The organism is Amycolatopsis sp. NBC_01480 (assembly GCF_036227205.1).
In the GTDB taxonomy this organism is placed as follows: Bacteria; Actinomycetota; Actinomycetes; order Mycobacteriales; family Pseudonocardiaceae; genus Amycolatopsis.
The window spans coordinates 8,524,535-8,542,425 of the sequence record NZ_CP109442.1; the positions used below are offsets into that span (position 1 = coordinate 8,524,535).

Annotated in this window: 18 protein-coding genes and 1 pseudogene; 2 read left to right on the top strand and 17 right to left on the bottom strand. The window is 71.3% G+C overall.

The window, feature by feature from the left end:
- Positions 1–6: 6 nt before the first annotated feature.
- The 8 genes from tatC to pafA all read right to left on the bottom strand — a co-directional run bounded on the left by tatC (position 7) and on the right by pafA (position 6,622).
- On the bottom strand, positions 7–966 hold the full coding sequence (tatC, locus tag OG371_RS40140; protein WP_329061753.1) for a twin-arginine translocase subunit TatC: 960 nt from the start codon (positions 964–966) through the stop codon (positions 7–9).
- Between the two features lie 89 nt (positions 967–1,055).
- Positions 1,056–1,385, bottom strand: coding sequence for a Sec-independent protein translocase subunit TatA (tatA, locus tag OG371_RS40145; protein WP_329061755.1), 330 nt, complete (start codon positions 1,383–1,385; stop codon positions 1,056–1,058).
- A 36-nt stretch (positions 1,386–1,421) separates the two neighbouring features.
- Positions 1,422–1,634, bottom strand: coding sequence for a bacteriophage holin (locus tag OG371_RS40150; RefSeq protein WP_329061757.1), 213 nt, complete (start codon positions 1,632–1,634; stop codon positions 1,422–1,424).
- Between the two features lie 9 nt (positions 1,635–1,643).
- On the bottom strand, positions 1,644–2,624 hold the full coding sequence (locus tag OG371_RS40155) for a helix-turn-helix transcriptional regulator (protein ID WP_329061759.1): 981 nt from the start codon (positions 2,622–2,624) through the stop codon (positions 1,644–1,646).
- Complete coding sequence (locus tag OG371_RS40160; RefSeq protein ID WP_329061761.1) at positions 2,621–3,613, bottom strand: helix-turn-helix transcriptional regulator; 993 nt, start codon at positions 3,611–3,613, stop codon at positions 2,621–2,623. The genes OG371_RS40155 and OG371_RS40160 overlap by 4 nt, the downstream gene beginning before the upstream one ends.
- Positions 3,614–3,622: 9 nt before the next feature.
- Positions 3,623–4,054, bottom strand: coding sequence for a winged helix-turn-helix transcriptional regulator (locus OG371_RS40165; protein ID WP_329061763.1), 432 nt, complete (start codon positions 4,052–4,054; stop codon positions 3,623–3,625).
- 75 nt (positions 4,055–4,129) lie between these two features.
- Positions 4,130–5,176: an oxidoreductase gene (locus OG371_RS40170; protein WP_329061765.1), complete on the bottom strand. Its 1,047-nt coding sequence runs from the start codon at positions 5,174–5,176 to the stop codon at positions 4,130–4,132.
- 87 nt (positions 5,177–5,263) lie between these two features.
- Positions 5,264–6,622, bottom strand: a complete 1,359-nt coding sequence (pafA, locus tag OG371_RS40175; RefSeq protein ID WP_329061768.1) for a Pup--protein ligase — start codon at positions 6,620–6,622, stop codon at positions 5,264–5,266.
- Between the two features lie 203 nt (positions 6,623–6,825).
- Here pafA and OG371_RS40180 point away from each other — a divergent pair, with 203 nt between their 5' ends.
- Together OG371_RS40180 and OG371_RS40185 are read left to right on the top strand one after the other, a co-directional pair.
- Positions 6,826–8,268 carry a bifunctional phosphatase PAP2/diacylglycerol kinase family protein gene (locus OG371_RS40180; protein WP_442876205.1) on the top strand — a complete coding sequence of 481 codons (1,443 nt, stop codon included), beginning with the start codon at positions 6,826–6,828 and terminating at the stop codon, positions 8,266–8,268.
- 160 nt (positions 8,269–8,428) lie between these two features.
- Positions 8,429–9,616 (top strand): alpha/beta hydrolase, encoded by a 1,188-nt coding sequence (locus OG371_RS40185; RefSeq protein WP_329061771.1) that lies wholly within the window; start codon positions 8,429–8,431, stop codon positions 9,614–9,616.
- 2 nt (positions 9,617–9,618) lie between these two features.
- Here the strand turns inward: OG371_RS40185 and OG371_RS40190 are convergent, their stop codons facing one another.
- The 9 genes and pseudogenes from OG371_RS40190 to dop form a co-directional block, all read right to left on the bottom strand.
- Positions 9,619–10,140, bottom strand: a complete 522-nt coding sequence (locus OG371_RS40190) for a serine hydrolase (protein WP_329073395.1) — start codon at positions 10,138–10,140, stop codon at positions 9,619–9,621.
- Positions 10,119–10,580, bottom strand: a complete 462-nt coding sequence (locus OG371_RS40195) for a serine hydrolase domain-containing protein (protein ID WP_329061772.1) — start codon at positions 10,578–10,580, stop codon at positions 10,119–10,121. Before OG371_RS40195 ends, OG371_RS40190 begins: the two co-directional genes overlap by 22 nt.
- Positions 10,581–10,702: 122 nt before the next feature.
- A complete protein-coding gene (locus OG371_RS40200; RefSeq protein ID WP_329061774.1) occupies positions 10,703–11,926 on the bottom strand; it encodes an epoxide hydrolase family protein in 1,224 nt (407 codons plus the stop codon).
- Complete coding sequence (locus tag OG371_RS40205) at positions 11,923–12,624, bottom strand: class I SAM-dependent methyltransferase (protein WP_329061775.1); 702 nt, start codon at positions 12,622–12,624, stop codon at positions 11,923–11,925. The genes OG371_RS40200 and OG371_RS40205 overlap by 4 nt, the downstream gene beginning before the upstream one ends.
- 33 nt (positions 12,625–12,657) lie before the next feature.
- A pseudogene (locus tag OG371_RS40210) lies at positions 12,658–14,115 on the bottom strand (amidase).
- Between the two features lie 138 nt (positions 14,116–14,253).
- Positions 14,254–15,063, bottom strand: coding sequence for a proteasome subunit alpha (gene prcA / locus OG371_RS40215; RefSeq protein ID WP_329061777.1), 810 nt, complete (start codon positions 15,061–15,063; stop codon positions 14,254–14,256).
- A 67-nt stretch (positions 15,064–15,130) separates the two neighbouring features.
- Entirely contained in the window at positions 15,131–15,994 is an 864-nt protein-coding gene (gene prcB / locus OG371_RS40220) for a proteasome subunit beta (protein ID WP_091613480.1), read from the bottom strand.
- Positions 15,995–16,099: 105 nt separating this feature from the next.
- Complete coding sequence (locus tag OG371_RS40225; protein WP_091613477.1) at positions 16,100–16,294, bottom strand: ubiquitin-like protein Pup; 195 nt, start codon at positions 16,292–16,294, stop codon at positions 16,100–16,102.
- Between the two features lie 88 nt (positions 16,295–16,382).
- The gene (gene dop / locus OG371_RS40230; RefSeq protein WP_329061781.1) at positions 16,383–17,885 is read right to left on the bottom strand and encodes a depupylase/deamidase Dop; all 1,503 of its coding nucleotides are present in this window, start codon (positions 17,883–17,885) and stop codon (positions 16,383–16,385) included.
- Positions 17,886–17,891: the final 6 nt, after the last annotated feature.

The following is a 17,891-nucleotide window of genomic DNA, read 5'->3' on the forward strand; positions in this document are numbered from 1 at the left end:
CCGGCGTTACGTGATGTCGTCGGTGCGGTTGCCGCCACCGCGGGCGACGGGCTCGTCGTCGGCGGTGCTCGGGGTGTAGTCGAACGGCGCGGCCTCGTCGTCGGCCAGCTGGTCCCAGCCCTCGTCCTTACGGACCTTGTCGCGCTTGCGGTCGTGGAAGCGCGCGAGCTGGATGGAGATCTCGAACAGCACGGTCAGCGCGGCGGCCAGGCCGAGCATGGAGAACGGGTCCGAGCCGGGGGTGGCGAAGGCGGCGAAGACGAACAGCGCGAACACCAGCCCGCGGCGCCACTTCTTGAGCTGCTGGTACTTGACCACGCCGACGCGGTTGAGCATCACCACGAGCAGTGGCAGCTCGAAGCTGACGCCGAAGATCAGCAACAGCGACAGGATGAACGAGATGTACTTGTCCGCGGTGAGCGCGGTGACGAACTGCTCCTGGCCGAAGCCGGCGAGCAGGGCCAGCGCGTGCGGCACGAGGTAGTAGGCGAGCACGGCGCCGGCGGCGAACAGGACCGAGGCGAACGCGACGAAGGTCAGCGCGTACTTGCGCTCCTTGGAGTACAGGCCCGGGGCGATGAACGCCCAGAACTGGTACAGCCAGAACGGCGAGAGCAGCACGGCGCCCGCGGCGACACCGACCTTCAGGCGGACCATGAAGATCTCGAACGGGACGGTCTGCAGCAGCTTGCAGCCGCCCTGGTCACTGCCGAAGCGCTGCGAGGGCGGGATCGCGCAGTACGGCTGGGTCATGATGTTGCCGAGCGACGGGATCGGGCCGAGGTGCTGCTCGAACCAGATCCAGCCGAAGATGCCGCCGATGACGATGAACAGCAGGGCGAACCCGAGCCGGCGGCGGAATTCGTAGATGTGCTCGATGAGCGTCATCGTGCCGTCGGGGTTGACCCGGCGGCTGCGGCGCCGCCGGGTGCTCCGGCTGCCGTTGCCGTTGACGGCTTCCGCCACTGGTCGTTCCGTTCTCATCGTCGGCCGCGCGAGCGCGCCGGGTGGTCAGCGCGCTGCGCGGCAGGGGGACCGGGTGGGGCCGGCTGAGCTCAGCTGGCGTTCTTCTGCGGCTGGTCGACGGTCTGCTGCTTCTTCAGCTCGTCGAGCTGGCGCTGGAGGTCGGCGACCTGCTTGTCCTGGGCCGAGGTGACACCGGCGGCGGGCGCGGGGCTCGCGGCGGCGGCCGGCGGGATCTGCCGGGTCTCGGCCGGCTCGGCGTCGTCCGCGTTCTTCTCGCCGGAGAGGTCCTTGGTCTCGGCCTTGAAGATCTTCATGGACTTGCCGATGGCGCGGGCCGTGTCCGGAAGCCTCTTGGCACCGAACAGCAGAACCACGAGAAGCACCAGGATGATGATGTGCCACGGCTGCAGCGCGTTCATGGTCGGTGGCCTCCTTCTTTCCGTCTCAGGGAGATGTTACTGGTTTTCCGGAGCCTCGCGGCGCTGCACCACAGCCACGCGAAGAGCGGCGGAGCGGGCCCGGAGCAATCCGGTCCGCTCCTGGGTGTTCGTAGCCACCATGCTCATGGTGCGGCGGAAACCGCGCAAGACCCTGAGCGTCCGCACGAGCAGGACAATCAGGACAAGAAGACCCGCCGCGAGGAGCACGACGGTGGGCAGGTACGGCACGTCGTTACCTTAACGCTCGTAGGTTGACGGTAGGTGACGGGCACGGGCCACCGCGTCGGCCGCGCGCCGGCGGACCGCTTCGCCGAGGGCCGCGGGGCTCTCCACCAGCGCGTCCCCGGCGAGGCTGAGCACCAGCCGGACCATCCAGGACTCGTCGGCGTAGCGCATCCGGATCCGCAGCCGGCCGCCCGGCAGCTCGGCCAGCTCCTCGCACGGGTAGTACTCGGCGACCCAGCGGGCGTCCGGGCCGAGGACCAGCTCGGCCTCCTGCTGGTCCGGGCGCGGGGCGAAGAGGCCGTCGGACAGGTCGGTGGGCCGGGCGTGCGCGGGCGGCGCGGCGGGCTCGTCGAGCACGGTCAGCTCGTCGATGCGGTCCAGGCGGAAGAGCCGGACGCCTTCGACGCGGCGGCACCAGGCTTCGAGGTAGCCGACGGCCTGCACGATGAGCAGCCGCATCGGGTCCACGGTGCGCTCGGTGACCTGGTCCTTGGACGCGGTGTAGTAGCGGATCCGCAGGGCGCGCCCGGCTTGCAGGGCGCCCGCGACGGCCTCGCGGGTCTCCGCGGTGCGCTTGCCCTCGCGGACCCCGCCGGCGACGACCACGCCGGCCGGCTGGGCCTGCCCGGCGGCGACCTCGATCTTGGCGATGGAGCGGCGCACGGCGTCGGCGTCGACCACTCCGGGCGTCTCGGCCAGGGCGCGGAGCGCGACGAGCAGGGCGGTGGCCTCGCTGCCGGTCAGCCGCAGCGGCCGGTTCATGCCGGCGTCGTGGGTGACGACGATGGTGTCGCCTTCGAAGGACAGGTCGATCAGGTCGCCGGGGCCGTAGCCGGGCAGCCCGCACATCCAGAGCAGCTCGAGGTCCTTGCGCAGCTGCTTGGGCGTGACGTCGAAGTCCTGCGCCGCGTCGTCGACCCGGATCCCGGGCCGGGCCAGCAGGTAGGGCACGAGCGCGAGCAGCCGGGGCATGCGCTCGGTGGAGCTGCTCATCGGCTGCTCCCCGCGGCGGTGCGGGCGAGCACGTCCTCGAGCCGGTGCTGCACGGCCTTGGCCAGCACGTCGGGCTCCAGCACCAGCACGTCCGGGCCCTGGGAGGCGATCCAGTCGGCGGCGGACTCGGGGAAGTTCAGGCCGATCTCGACCAGGTCGCCCGTCTCCCCGCCGATGGTCTCCCGGCCGACGACGCGGCCGCGGCGGCGGACCCCGGCCGCGCGGCCGTCGGCGATCCAGAGGCGGGCGGTGGTCACGGGCGCGGGCTCCTCGCCGCCGCCGGTGACCGAGACGAGCTGCAGCAGGTTGACGCCCTCGGGCCGGGTGACCGCGCCGGCCGGGCCGATCGCGGTGACCTGGCCGGTGACGCGGGAGAGCCGGAAGCAGCGGGTGGCGCCGCGGTCGCGGTCGTGCCCGACGACGTACCAGCGGGCGCGCCAGGACACCACGCCCCACGGCTCGAGGGTGCGCATCATCCGCTCCGGCGAGCCGACGCGCCGGTACTCGAAGCGGACGGCGCGGCCGTTCTGGACGGCGGCGAGCAGCGGCCCGAACGCCGGCTCCGCGCGGACCCGCGGCTCGATCACGGTCGGGGCCTGGTCGTCCACCTCGACGCCGGCCGCGCGCAGCTTGACCAGCGCGCCCAGCGCCTGCCCGGTCAGCTCGGGCGAGTCCCAGAGGCGCACGGCGAGGCCGACGGCCGCGGCCTCGTCGGGGGCCAGGTCGATCTCGCCGAGCTCGTAGTCGCGGCGGGCGATGCGGTAGCCCTCGACGGCGTCGAAGGCGGAGTTGCGGCCGGTCTCCAGCGGGATGCCGAGCTCGCGCAGCTCGGTCTTGTCCCGCTCGAAGGTGCGGAAGAACGCCTCGTCGCTGGCCGCGTCGGTGTACCCGGGCACGATCCCGCGGATCCGCTCGGCAGTGAGGTACTGCCGGGTGGACAGCAGGGCGAGCACGAGGTTGACCAGGCGTTCGGCGCGTGCGGTGGACACCCGGCAACCCTAGACCGTGCCGTGGTTCCCGATCGTGAGGTCCGGCGTGCGCGCGTCGTAACCGGCGCGCGCGGCGTCGACCTCGTCGAAGTGCGTCTCCGCCCAGTCCTTGAAGCCGGTCATCAGCGCGTGCAGGCTCGCGCCGAGGCCGGTCAGGGCGTAGTCGACGCGCACCGGCACGCCCGCGGTGACGGTGCGGGTGAGCAGGCCGTCGCGTTCGAGCACGCGCAGGGTCTGGGTGAGCATCTTCTGGCTGACCCCGGCGATGCGGCGCGAGAGGTCGCTGTAGCGCTGCGGGCCGTCACCGAGCGCGACGAGGATCAGGCTGACCCATTTGCCGGCGATCTCGTCGAGCAGCTTCCGGGTCGGGCAGGCGGCGAGATAGGCGTTGTATTCGGCGTCTTCGGCTTCGGGGTGCTGTTCGGCCGTGCTGGTCGCCACGACGGACCTCCTTGCGCTGCCGACCCTGCTTCCCGTCGGAGAGTAGCTCCCCGCGGGTTCGGTGGTAGGCCCGCGTCAGCGGCCGAGCCGGGCGATGCGGCCCTGGACACCGCTGGCCCAGCAGCTGCCGGTCGGGGTGCAGTCGACCGTGTCGAAGCTGCCGGTGTCGAACGAGGTCCAGTGGCGTCCGCCGTCGGGGCTGAGGTCGCTGCCGCCTGGGCCGACGGCGAGGACGGTGCCGCCGAGCCAGGCCAGCCCGGAGCGGTAGCCGTCCGGGTGCTGCGGCGGGGTGTGCCAGGTGCGGCCGCGGTCGCCGCTCAGCGCGACGGCGGGGCCGGGCGCGGTGGGGTTCGCGAAGTCGCCGCCGATGGCGACGCCTTGCCACGGCGTGCGGAACGCGAGCGCGAACACCCCGGCCGAGGCGCTGCTGGGCAGCGGGGTGACGGCGGCGCTCCAGTGCCGTCCGCCGTCACCGGAGTGCAGGACCCGGGCCTGCGCGCCGCCGCCGGTGGCGAGCCAGGCGTCGGCCGGGCCGGAGGTGGTGACGCACTGGCCACTGGCGGCGAAACCGGCCTCGCCGGGCAGCGCGGGCGGGAACGCGGTGTCGGGGATCTGGTGCCAGCTGCGGCCGCCGTCGGAGGTGGCCTGCATCCGGAACTTCCCGTCGACGGGGTCGCTCATGGCGAGGCCGCGCCACGGGTCGAAAAAGGCCAGGCAGTCGTAAAAGGCCTTCGCGTCGGGGTTCTGGAAGGTCTGGCGCCAATGCCGTCCGCCGTCGTCGGTGCGGTAGACGCGCGAATCCGGGCCGGGCCCGATCGACAGGGTCACGGCGTGCTCCGCGTCGAACGCCTCGATGTCGCGGAATTCCAGCGTGCCGGTTCCGGGCGGGCCGACGGACGACCAGGTGCGCCCGCCGTCGACGGTCCGCAGCACCGTCCCCTGCGTCCCGCTGACCCACGCGACGCGGCTGCTCACCGCCGAAAGGCCGCGGAACTGCGCGGTCACCCCGGTCGGGGCCAGCTGCCACGAAGGCAACCGGTCCGGCAGCGACGCGGCCGAGGCCGTCGCCGGGACCAGCAGGATCGCACCGAGCAGGACGAGCAACGCACGCACCAGACGCATGCGCCAGATCCTGCCGCACCGGGCCGGCGACTTTCGTAGGAAACGCGGAAGAGGCCGCCCCATCGGGACGGCCCCTTCCGGTACCGGCTACAGAGAGCTGATCAGCCGTTCCACGCGCTCGTCGACCGAGCGGAACGGGTCCTTGCACAGCACGGTGCGCTGCGCCTGGTCGTTGAGCTTCAGGTGCACCCAGTCCACGGTGAAGTCGCGGCCCGCGGCCTGCGCGGCGGCGATGAAATCGCCCCGCAGCTTCGCGCGGGTCGTCTGCGGCGGGGTGTCCTTGGCGACCTCGATCTCGCCGTCGTCGGTGACGCGGCGGACCAGAGCCTTGCGCTGCAGCAGGTCGAAGATGCCCCGGCCGCGGCGGATGTCGTGGTAAGCCAGGTCGATCTGCGCCACCCGCGGGCTGGACAGGTCCAGGTCGTGCTTGGCGCGGTAGCGCTCGACCAGGCGGTGCTTGATGGCCCAGTCGATCTCGGTGTCGATCTTGCTGAAGTCCTGCTGCTCGACCGCTTCCAGCGCTCGGCCCCACAGCTCGACCACGCGGTCGTTCGCCGGGCTGGAGCCGTTTTCCTTGAGGTGCTGCACGGCGCGGGCGTGGTACTCGCGCTGGATGTCCAGCGCCGAGGCCTCGCGCCCGCCGGCGAGCCGGACCTGCCGGCGCCCGGTCAGGTCGTGGCTGATCTCGCGGATCGCGCGGATCGGGTTGTCCAGGGTGAAGTCCCGGAACTGGACGCCGGCCTCGATCATCTCGAGCACCAGGTTCGCCGACCCGATCTTGAGCATCGTGGTGGGCTCGGCCATGTTCGAGTCGCCGACGATGACGTGCAGGCGCCGGTAGCGCTCGGCGTCGGCGTGCGGCTCGTCGCGGGTGTTGATGATGGGCCGCGAGCGGGTGGTCGCGCTCGAGACGCCTTCCCAGATGTGCTCGGCTCGCTGCGACAGGCAGTAGACCGCGCCGCGCGGGGTCTGCAGGACCTTGCCCGCGCCGCAGATGAGCTGGCGGGTGACCAGGAACGGCAGCAGCACATCGGCGATCCGGGAGAACTCCCCGGCCCGGGTCACCAGGTAGTTCTCGTGGCAGCCGTAGGAGTTGCCCGCCGAGTCGGTGTTGTTCTTGAACAGGAAGATGTCGCCGCCGATGCCCTCGTCCGCCAGCCTCCGCTCGGCGTCGACGAGCAGGTCCTCCAGGATCCGCTCCCCCGCCTTGTCATGGGTGACCAGCTGGACCAGGTCGTCGCACTCGGCCGTCGCGTATTCCGGGTGTGAGCCCACGTCGAGGTAGAGCCGGGAGCCGTTCGACAGGAACACGTTCGACGAGCGTCCCCACGAGACGACCCGCCGGAAGAGATAGCGCGCCACCTCGTCGGGCGAGAGCCTGCGCTGGCCGTGGAAGGTGCACGTGACCCCGAACTCGGTCTCGATGCCAAAGATCCGCCGCTGCATCCCACCAGAGTAGGCGCTGGACCCCCTCCGACGGTGCGCCGTTCGGGCGGCGACACGCGGTCGGTACGTTGCGTTCGGTGAAAAAGCGTGCGAATCCGGCGCCAGCCGATCGTGTGCCCGGCTCGACGGACCGGAGGTCCCCCAGCGTGTTCTCGCAGCTCAGCCGGCCGTTCCGGCGGGTCGGCCGAACCGATCGCGCGCTGATGCGGCGCAGTGCGGCACTGCCGGAGACCCGGGCCGACCAAGTACTGGGATCGCTTTCGAAGGCGGCGAACCAGTCGCGGCTGTGGTGGGTCGTGGCCGCGGCGCTGGCCGCGCGCAAGGGTCCGGCGCGCCGGGGCGCGTTGCGCGGGGTGGCCGCGATCGCCGGGGCGAGCGCGGCCGCGAACCTGATCGGCAAGCCGTTGTTCCCACGCCGCCGCCCGGCCGAGGACGAGGTGCCCGAGCACCGTCGTCTGCGCGACCGCCCGGTCTCCTCGTCGTTCCCCTCGGGCCACGCCGCTTCGGCCGCCGCGTTCGCCACGGCGGTGGCGATGGAGTCGCCGCGCGCGGGCCTGGCCCTCGTCCCAATCGCCGGCGCGGTCGCGTACTCGCGGGTGCACACCGGTGTCCATTGGCCCAGTGACGTCGGCGCGGGCATCGCGATCGGCGTCGGCGTGGCCGCGCTGACCCGGCACTGGTGGCCGCTGGGGCCCGACCGACCCGCGCGCACCGCGCACGCCGCCGAAGCCCCGGAGATGCGCGACGGCGAGGACATGCTGGTGCTGGTCAACCGGCACTCCGGCGTCGACGGGCACGACCCCACCGAGGATGTCCGCTACGCCTGGCCGAAGGCGACGATCCTCTACCCGGACCCGTCGCAGGACCTGCGCGACCAGCTCAACGCGGAGATCGACGCCCGGATCGGCGGCATCCGCGCGCTGGGTGTGGCAGGCGGGGACGGGACGGTGGCCGCGGTCGCCTCGATCGCCGCCGAGCGGAACCTGCCGCTGGCGCTGATCCCCGCGGGCACCCTCAACCACTTCGCCCGCGACGTCGGGGTCCGCTCGATGCCGGACGCCGACGCCGCGACCGAGGCCGGCCACGCCGTCGGGATCGACCTCGGCGAGGTCGAGGTCACCGGGGCCGGCGAGCCGGAGCACCGCTGGTTCGTCAACACCGCGAGCCTCGGCGGTTACCCGGAAATGGTGCGGTTGCGCGAAAAGCTCCAGCAGAAGCACCCGAAGTGGCCTGCGGCGGCGATCGCGCTCGCCCGGGTGCTGCGCCGCGCCAAGCCGTTGCGGATCCTGCTCGACGGCGAGGCCGCCGAGGTCTGGCTGATCTTCGTCGGCAACGGCACGTACGCGCCGAAGGGCTTCGCCCCGTCCCGCCGCCCGGCGCTCGACACCGGCCTGCTCGACGTCCGGTACCTGCGCGCCGACCTGCCGTACTCCCGGGCCCGGTTCCTGCTCGCGATGGTCACCAACAGCCTCAACGCCAGCCACGTCTACCAGCAGCTCGACCGGCCCGAACTGCACGTGCGGCTGCTCGACGGCAATCGCCGCGTGGCCACCGACGGCGAGGTCGGCCCGCTCGGCCAGGAGTTCCACTTCCGGTCCCGGCCCAGTGCGCTGACCATCTACCGCAACCGTGACCAGGGTATTTGAGGCACTCTTTACCCGCTCTCAACAAATCCACAGCGACTGGTTCCTAAAATGATCTTTAGAGGTGCGGGCGACCCTTGCCCGCACCGGCTCATGGCAGGGATTCCCAGTTGCGTTTGCTTTCCCGCGGCGGCTCGTGCTGCCCCCGACCGGCGGTGCGCCGGTGATCCCGCACGCCGGCGTCGACCCGGTGCTGCCGCCCGATGTCACCGCGCAGGCGCGTGACCTCGGCCCGCTGGAATCGCCGCTGATCTGGCTCACCGCCGCGGGCGCCGCGGTCGCCATCCTCGCCGTCACCATCGCGCTTTCGCGCAACCGGAGGGCCCGGCGCTGGGGAACCTCGGGCGCGGTGGCGTTTTTCCTGATCGCAGCCGTCACCGCAGTCAACAGCTACGTCGGCTACGTCCGCACGCCCGACGACCTCGGCCGCCTCTTCCAACGCGGCTCCGGCGTCGCCAGCGCGGTGGGCCAGCTCCTCACCGACAGCGATCGCGAGTCGGACGCCATCACCCCGGCCAGCCAGGCCACCGCCGCGCACCAGCAGCCGAACAGCAGCCAGGCGATCGAGGTGCTCAGCGTCGCCGGCCCCGCCGACAGCGTGCCCTCCGGCGACAATTACGTGATCCTCCCGCCGGGCTATTCCGACCCGGCCAACGCGCACCACCGGTACCCGGTCGTCTACCTGATCCACGGCTACCCGTACGGCGGCCCGCGCGACTGGCTGACCTCCGGCTCGGCCCCGGACACCCTCCGCAGCCTGGAAGCGGCGAAGGTGATCGAGCCGATGATCGTGGTCAGCGTGGACATGACCGCGGGCCAGCCCAGCAAGGACTGGGAGTGCCTCAACGTGCCCGGCGGCCCCCAGCTCGAGACCTACCTGGCCAAGACCGTCGTCCCCGCGGTCGACCACCGCTACCGCACCGTCGCCGACCGGCGGCACCGTGCGCTCGGCGGCATGTCCGGCGGCGGCTTCGGCGCGCTCAACATCGGCCTGCACCACGTGGACGAGTTCGGCACGCTGGTCATCGCGCTGCCGTACGACGACTTGAACGACTCCATCGGCGTGCTGAACGGCAACCAGGCCGCGATCGCCGCCAACACCCCGCGCCGCTACCTGCCCACGATGACCTTCAGCGCGCCGGTCTCGGTGATGCTCGCCGTCGGCACCGGCGCCCCCACCGACGTCGCCACCGCCCGCCGCATCGCCACCGCCTTCCACGAGCGGGGCCAGGAAGCCGTCGTCCACTCCGAACACGGCTTCAACCACACCTGGCACACTGCCCGTGCGACGCTGCCGTATCTGCTCGCCTTCGCCGACCAGAACTTCCGGGGTTCGCCGCCGGCTTCCTGACCTCACGCGAACTGGTCGTAAACGGCCTTCATCCACGGGACGGTGTCGCGCTGGGGCAGTGCGTAGCCGATACCCCAGCGCAGCGCGAGCCCGTTGACCAGGTCGATGCCGTCGGCCTGGACGTCGAAGACGAGGTCGATCGTCTTCTCGCTCAGGAGCCGGACGCCGTCGACCTCGCCGCCGCGGGCGAGCACGGACAGGATGCGGGCGACGGAGCGGGCGTTGCCGTGGCCGTTCGCCGCGCCGATCTCTGCGGTCCGCCAGGCCGGGGTGTTGGCGGCGTCCGCGGTGGCGGCTGGCCCGGTCAAGGTCTTGCCGGCGGGGCTGTCCGGGTCCACCGCCGGGCGGTCGGCGGGCAACGGCGGCGGGACGACGTCGGCGATCCGGCCCCAGTCCTCCCGCGCCGCCCCGATCTGGAAGTCGGCGCCCAGCGGCCCGGCGATCTCCTCGGCGACGAACTCCCGCAGGGACCGGCCGCTGACCCGGCGGACGACCTCGCCGATCAGGTGCCCGAAGGTGAGCAGGTGGTAGCCGGACGCGGTGCCCGGCTACCACCAGGGGGCTTGCGCAGCCAGCCGGGCCGCGGCCCCCTCCGTGTCGTAGAGGTCTTCGATCGTGGCCGGCTGCTCGAGGCCGGACACCCGGAGGTGTGTGAGAGCAGGTGGCGGATCTGAATGTCCTGCTTGCCGTTCGCGGCGAACTCGGGCCAGTACCGGGCCACCGGTGCGTAGACGTCGAGTTCGCCGCGGTCCACGAGGATCAGCGCGGCCAGGCTGGTGACCGTCTTCGTCGTCGACCACACGGTCGTGATGGTGTGCTCGTCCCAGGCGACGGCGCGGGCAGGGTCGCGGAACCCGCCCCACAGGTCGACCACGCGCTCGCCGTTGAGGTCGACGACCAGCGAGGCGCCCAGCTCCTCCCCGGAGTCGAGATTTCGTTGCAGCGCACGGTGAACGGCCTCCAAGCGCGGCGTGGTCGTGCCCTGCAGATCGGCGCGCTGCGCCTCGGGGCGCCCGTACCCCGGTCGAGGACCGTTCGGGTATACAGACCAGGGATTTCCGCCAAAGTTTCGTGCTAGCCAAAACGTCAGGGCCGGCGGCCGTGGAAGGTGCGGCGCAGGTCGCTCACCCAGGCGCCGGGGTTCTCCCAGGGGATGAAGTGGCCGCCGTGATCGTGGGCCGTGACGTTGACGTGGTTGAACCACGCGGCCTGCGGGCCGGCCTTGAACGCCTCCACGCGCTCCTCGGCGGAGTGGATGCCGGGCGGATTCTCATACGTGACAAGGGTGAGCCCGACCGGGGCCGTCACGACCGGGGTGCGGTCGTGCGCCGGGGTCCAGGGGTAGCGGTTGGCGTTGGCGTAGTACCGCATGGACGTGGCGATGGAGTTGGTCACCCAGTAGATCGTGGCGTGGGTGAGCAGATCGTCCTTGGTGAAGACGGACTCGACGTCGCCATCGTTGTCGCTCCAGGCGTTCCAGCGCTCCAGCAGCCAGGCGAGCAGTCCGGCGGGCGAGTCGCTGAGGCCGTGGGCCAGGGTGGCGCCGTCGAGCATGTGCACGGCGAGGTGGGACGCCGAGCGGTGATCCTGCTCGATGATGCGGGCGCGGACGTCGGCGGGCTGGTCTTCGGTCAGCGGCCGGTTCCGCGCGAAGTCCCAGGCTCGCGGGCCGGTGAAGAAGTCGAGCGGCAGCCCGGAGCCGATGTGGATGCCGTACAGCTCGTCGGCGTACTTGTGGCCGAGCTGGCTGGTGACGATCCCGCCGATGTCGCAACCCCCGGCGGCGTACTTGCGGTAGCCGAGGGTCTCGGTCATCAGCGTGTGCCAGAGGTCGGAGACCTTCCAGAAGTTGACGTCCGGGAAACCGGTCAGCGGCCCGGGGAAGCCGAAGCCGGGCAGGGACGGCACGATCACGTCGAACGCGTCCGCGGGGTCGCCGCCGGACGCGGCCGGGTCGGCGAGCGGGTCGATCACCCTCGACCAGTGCCAGAACGTCCACGGCCAGCCATGAGTCAGGATCAACGGGATCGGGCGAGGACCGCGGCCGGGCTTGCGCATGAAGTGCACCGGGACACCGGAGACGCTCACCTGGTAGTGCTCGTAGGCGTTGATCGCGGCCTCGGCCTTGCGCCAGTCGTAGCCCTCGCGCCAGTAGGCAGCCAGCTCACTGACATAGGCGGCCGACACGCCATAGGACCAGTCCTCGTTCCCCTCGTCCAGCGGCGGCCGGGTCAGCGCGAGGCGGGCGCGCAGGTCGTCGAGGACCTGGTCGGGCACCCGGATCGGGGTGGGCTCCAGGGGGAAGGTCACTCGGCCTCCAGGACGAAGAACAGGAAGCACAGGAACGCTTCCTTGTCGCCGAATTGCTCGGGGAAACGCTCGCGGGCGCCCGGCGCCGGGTACGGCTCGCTGATGACGGCGGTCCGGAAGCCGGCCGCGGTGAAGGCGTCGGTCATCGCGTGCAACGGCCGGTGCCAGTACGTCAGCACGGCTTTCTCACCGTTGAAGGTGTACTCCTCGGACCACTGCTCGGTCGCGAAATAGCTGCCTTCGGGATGGACCATCTTGTAGATGATGGGGTGGTTGACAACCAGGATCAGCCGGCCGCCGGGCTTGAGCACCCGCCGCAGCTCGGCCAGCGGGGCAGTCCGGTCATGGAGGTAGTGCAGGACCAGGGACACGACCACGTCGTCGAACACGCCCTCGGCAAACGGCAGCGGCTCGGCGAGGTCGGCGACCTGCAGGGCCGCGTCTTCGCCGAGCCGTTTGCGAGCCAGCTCCACCATCGTCGTGCTGGCGTCGAAACCGGTCACGGTGGCGCCCCGGTCACGCAGCTGCGCGAACAGGGGCCCGGCGCCGCAGCCGGCGTCGAGGATCTGCCGGCCCGCCACGTCCCCGGCCAGGTCCAGGATCGCGGGCCGCGTGTAGTAGGCGTTGATCAGGCTGGTCTCGTTTTCGACGGTGTACGCCTCGCCGAAGGTGTTGTAGTCGTTGGAAACAGAAGCCATGCCACCGATCCTGGCACGATCGGCCCCGGCGGCTCAGGCAAAACCGGGCGGCGGGGTGAACCCGCCGAACTCCTGCTCGACCAGTTCGGCGAACCGCAGCGGAGTGCGGTCTTCGAGATACGGCCCGACGATCTGCATGCCGTACGGCAGCCCTTCCGGCGAGTGCCCGATCGGCACCGCGGTGGCCGGCAGCCCGGTCAGCGTGGCGGCACTCGGCCAGAACAGGTGGCTGTCGTAGGGGTACGCCGTGCCGTCGATCTCGAGTCTGCGCTCGCCCCGCTCCGCATGGTCGTGGGGGAACGCCGGGGTCGGCGTGATCGGGAACAGCACCGCGTCGAATTCCCGGAACAGGCGCCGCCACCGATCGGCGAGGCCCACCCGGACCCGGTCCGCCCGGACCCAGTCGGCGTGGCCGGCCACGGCCCCTCGGGTCATGATCGCCTGCACCGTGTCGGCTTCCGGCGGAATCCCGGCGGCAGCGGCCTGGACCGCCCGGTACGCCTCGGGCGGCATGTCCACGCCGAATCGCGACGACAGCAACGTCAGGTAGGTCTTCGCCGTCTGCTCGAGGTCGGGCAGCAGCTCGCTGTGCCGGGCGACCGTGGCACCGGCCTTCTCAAGCCCTTGCGCGATCCGCTCGAAGCCCTCGCGGATGACCGCCGCCGTCGGCACCAGCGGATGGCTGTCGACGACCAGCACCCGGAAGTCGCGCAACTCGGCACCGCGCGACGGTTGCAACGCCAGCTGGTAAGCGACTGCCTCCACCTCGTCGGGACCGGCGAGCAGCAGGGTCGCCAGCGTCAGGTCGGCCGCACTGCGCGTCATCGGCCCGACCACCGCGAGATCCGGCGGGGCCGCCAGCGCGGGCACCCGCGGCGGCACATTGCCACGGCCCGGCAACAACGGCAGCGACGGCTTGTGCGCGAACACGCCGCAGAAATGCGCCGGAACCCGCAGCGACCCGGCGAGGTCGGAGCCGAGCGCGAGCGAGACGTACCCCGCCGCGAGCGCCGCCGCGGAGCCACCGGAGGAGCCGCCCGGAGAGCGCGTCAGCTCCCATGGATTGCTCGTCGTGCCGTAGATGTCGTTGTAGGACTGCCAGTCGTGCAACAGGTGCGGCACATTCGTCTTGCCGACGACGACCCCGCCCGCGTCCTTCACCCGCGTCACCAGCACCGCGTCCTCGGCCGGTTACCGGCCCGCCGCCTCGGGAATCCCCCAGGTGGTCGGCAAGCCGGCGACGTTGAAGGATTCCTTGACCGCCACCGGAACACCGAGCAGCGGCGCGCGCTCACCCCGCGCCAGCGCCGCGTCAGCCCGCTTCGCGGCGGCACGGGCACGCTCGAAGTCCCGCACCACCACGGCGTTGACCTTCTCGTCGAACTCCTCGATCCGCGCGATGCTCAGCTCGAGCAGCTCGGTCGCCGAGACGGTCTTCGCCGCCAGCGCGGCCACCTGCGCACGCAGCGTCGCAAATTCCAGTCCGGACATAGACTCCCCCTCGGATCCGTTTCAGAGTACGGAAAGCGCCAAGCGGTTTTCCCTCCCGCACCGGATGGGCCGCTCCCCCGGAACGCAAGATGGGCCGCGCCCGGGAAACCCCGGCGCGGCCCATCCAGGCGCACAGCGTCACTCCTTCGCGGAGTCACCCTTAGCGTCGGAGTCCTTGTCCTTACTGCCCTTTTCCTTGCCGTCCTTGTCCTTCTCGTCCGGCTCGTCGTCCTTCTTCTCCGGCGGAGCCGGCAACAGCGCGTCCAGCGCCGCACCGGTCAGCCGGCGGAACGCCCGCCGCGGACGGTCCCGGTCCAGGACCGCGACCTCCAGCTTGATCTGGTCCGGCACCCCGCCATTGCCGTTCGACGAAGCCGCGACCGTCGCCTTCAACGCCTCCACCGCCGTGCCCAGCGCGGTCTCCAGGTCGTGGTCCGGGTCGACCGTGTCCTTCAGCTTCGTGCTGATCGGCTCGGTCTGCCCGCCCATCACCACATACGGCGACTCGTCGAAGATCGAACCGTCGTAGGTCAGCCGGAACAGCTGGTCCTCGGCCTGGCTCGACCCCACCTCCGCCACGCAGACCTCCACCTCGAACGGCTTCAGCTGCTCGGTGAAGATGCTGCCCAGCGTCGCCGCGTACGCGTTCGCCAACGCCCGCGCGGTCACATCCCGCCGGTCGTACTGGTAGCCCTTCAGGTCCGCGTGCCGGATCCCGGCCACCCGCAGGTTCTCGAACTCCGAGTACCGGCCGACCGCGGCGAACCCGATCCGGTCATAGATCTCCGAGACCTTGTGCAACGTCGCCGACGGATTCTCGGCCACGAACAGGATCCCGCCCCGGTACTTCAGCACCACGACGCTCCGGCCGCGCGCGATGCCCTTGCGCGCCAGCTCGGAACGCTCCCGCATCAGCTGCTCGGGAGAGGCATACAACGGCATCGTCACGGTGTCGGCTCCACGTTCTTCGAGGTAACGGCGTTCGATGGTCCAGTGCTGAGCGCGCTCACAGGCCTCAGCTCGTCCGGTGGTGCGTCCGCTCGGCCCGGCCGGCCACCACGGCCTCCGCCACCGCGGCCGTCTCCTCGGCCGGCAGCTGCACCGCACCGTGCTCCGCGGTGATCGTGACCACGGTCGGGAAGATCCGCCGCACCATGTCCGGCATGCCGCTCGCCGTGTCGTCGTCCGCCGCGTCGTACAACGCCTCCACGGCCGACCGCACGGCCGCCTCGGCGTCCGCATCGGGGTCGTACAGCTTCTTCAGCGCCGACTTCGCGAACAGCGAACCCGAACCCACCCCGGCGTACCCGGCGTTCTCCTCGTACCGGCCGCCCGCGGCGTCGTACGACACGATCCGCCCGGCGTGCTTCGCGTCCACGGCCTCCAGGTCGTACCCGACGAACAGCGGCACCACCGCCAGCCCCGCCATCGCCATGTCCAGGTTGGCCTTCACCATCCCGGCCAGCTTGTTCGTCTTGCCGTCCAGCGACAGCGTGACGCCCTCGATCTTCTCGTAGTGCGCCAGCTCCACCGCATACAGCCGCACCATCTCCACGGCCAGCCCGGCCGTGCCCGCGATGCCCACCGCCGAGTACTCGTCGGTGACATGGACCTTCTCCATGTCCCGGCTCGCGATCAGGTTCCCCGACGTCGCCCGCCGGTCACCCGCGATCAGCACGCCCCCGGCGAAAGTCAGCGCCACGATCGTCGTGCCGTGCGGCACACCCAGCTCGCCCGCCCCGGACGGCACCCGCCGCGCCGGCAACAGCTCAGGCGCCTGGTCCCGCAGGAAGTCCGCGAACGAGGACGACGCCGGCGAGAAGTACGCGGCGGGCAGGCCCGGACCGGAAAGCCCCGCGCGAGGGGAGGTGTTGTCCATACGTGCTCTTGGTTCCCATCTGTGCTGTGGTTGTCCCGACGAACGCTTCGCGCACCCGCGACCACCGCCCCGCCAACGCACCGGGACGGCGACCACGGGAGACGACTACTCGCCGCCCTTCTGCACGTAGGCGCGCACGAAGTCCTCGGCGTTCTCCTCCAGCACGTCGTCGATCTCGTCGAGGATCGTGTCGACGTCCTCGCCGAGCTTCTCGCGCCGTTCCTGACCCGCCGCTCCGGCCGCCTCGAACTCCTCGTCGGAGTCGCCGCCGCCGTGCTTCTCGACCTTCTCCTGCGCCATCTCGCCTCCCGGTGTGGCTGATGATTCCTAGCCTACCCAGCGGCCCCGACATTCGGGGCAACGCCGCGATCGCGATCCCCCGGACGCCCTAGTCCGAACCGGTGATGGCCTCGACCAGCTCCTCCGCCGTCGCCGAAGCGTCCAGCAGCTTCCCGACGTGCGCTTTCGTCCCCCGCAGCGGCTCCAGCGTCGGGATCCGCACCAGCGACTCCCGGCCCACGTCGAAGATCACCGAATCCCACGACGCCGCCGCGATCGAAGACGCGTACTTCTCCAGCGCCCGGCCCCGGAAGTACGCCCGGGTGTCCGAAGGCGGCGTCGTGATCGCAGCCTGGACCTCATCCTCGGTCACCAGCCGCTTCATCGAACCCCGCGTGACCAGCCGGTTGTACAGGCCCTTGCCCAGCCGCACGTCCGAGTACTGCAGGTCCACCAGCCGCAGCCGCGGCGCGCCCCAGGCCAGCTGGTCCCGCTCCCGGTACCCCTCCAGCAGCCGCAGCTTCGCCGGCCAGTCCAGCCGGTCCGCGCACTCCTGCGGGTCCCGCGCCAGCGCGTCCAGGATCTCGCCCCAGACCCGCAGCACCTCCTTCGAGGCCTCGTCGGCGCTCGTGCGCTCCAGGTTCGCCGCCGCGATCTCGTGATACGCGAACTGCAGGTCCAGCCCGCTGTACTTCTTCCCGTTCGCCAGCTCGACCTGCACCTTCAAGGTCGGGTCGTGGCTGATCTGGTGCACCGCGCGCACCGGCTCGTCCAGCTTCAGCTCGTCGAACCGGATCCCCGACTCGATCAGGTCCAGCACCAGCGCCGTCGTGCCGACCTTCAGGTACGTCGAGTACTCCGCCAGGTTCGCGTCGCCCACGATCACGTGCAGCCGCCGGTACTTGTCCGCGTCCGCGTGCGGCTCGTCCCGGGTGTTGATGATCCCGCGCTTGAGCGTCGTCTCCAGGCCGACCTCGACCTCGATGTAGTCCGCGCGCTGCGAGAGCTGGAACCCGGCCTCCTCGCTCTGCTGCCCGATCCCCACCCGGCCCGAGCCCGTGATCACCTGGCGCGAGGCGAAGAACGGCGTCAGCCCCGCGATCACCGCGGTGAACGGCGTCGACCGCGCCATCAGGTAGTTCTCGTGCGTGCCGTAGCTCGCGCCCTTGCCGTCCACGTTGTTCTTGTACAGCTGCAACGGCGGCTGCCCGGGCACGGTGGCCGCCTTCAGCGCGGCCTCCTCCATCACCCGCTCGCCCGCCTTGTCCCAGATCACCGCGTCGCGCGCATTCGTGACCTCGGGCGCCGAGTACTCCGGGTGCGCGTGGTCCACGTACAACCGCGCCCCGTTGGTCAGGATGACGTTCGCCGCCCCCAGGTCCTCCACGTCCGGATCGTGCCCGGGACCGCCCGGGCCGGTCAGGTCGAACCCGCGCGCGTCCCGCAGCGGGGACTCCACCTCGTAGTCCCAGCGGGCCCGGCGGGCCCGCGGAATGTCCGCCGCCGCCGCGTAGGCGAGCACGACCTGAGTCGAGGTGAGCACCGGGTTCGCCGTGGCGTCCCCGGGCACGGCGATGCCGTATTCGACTTCGGTTCCCATGATCCGACGCATGCCACC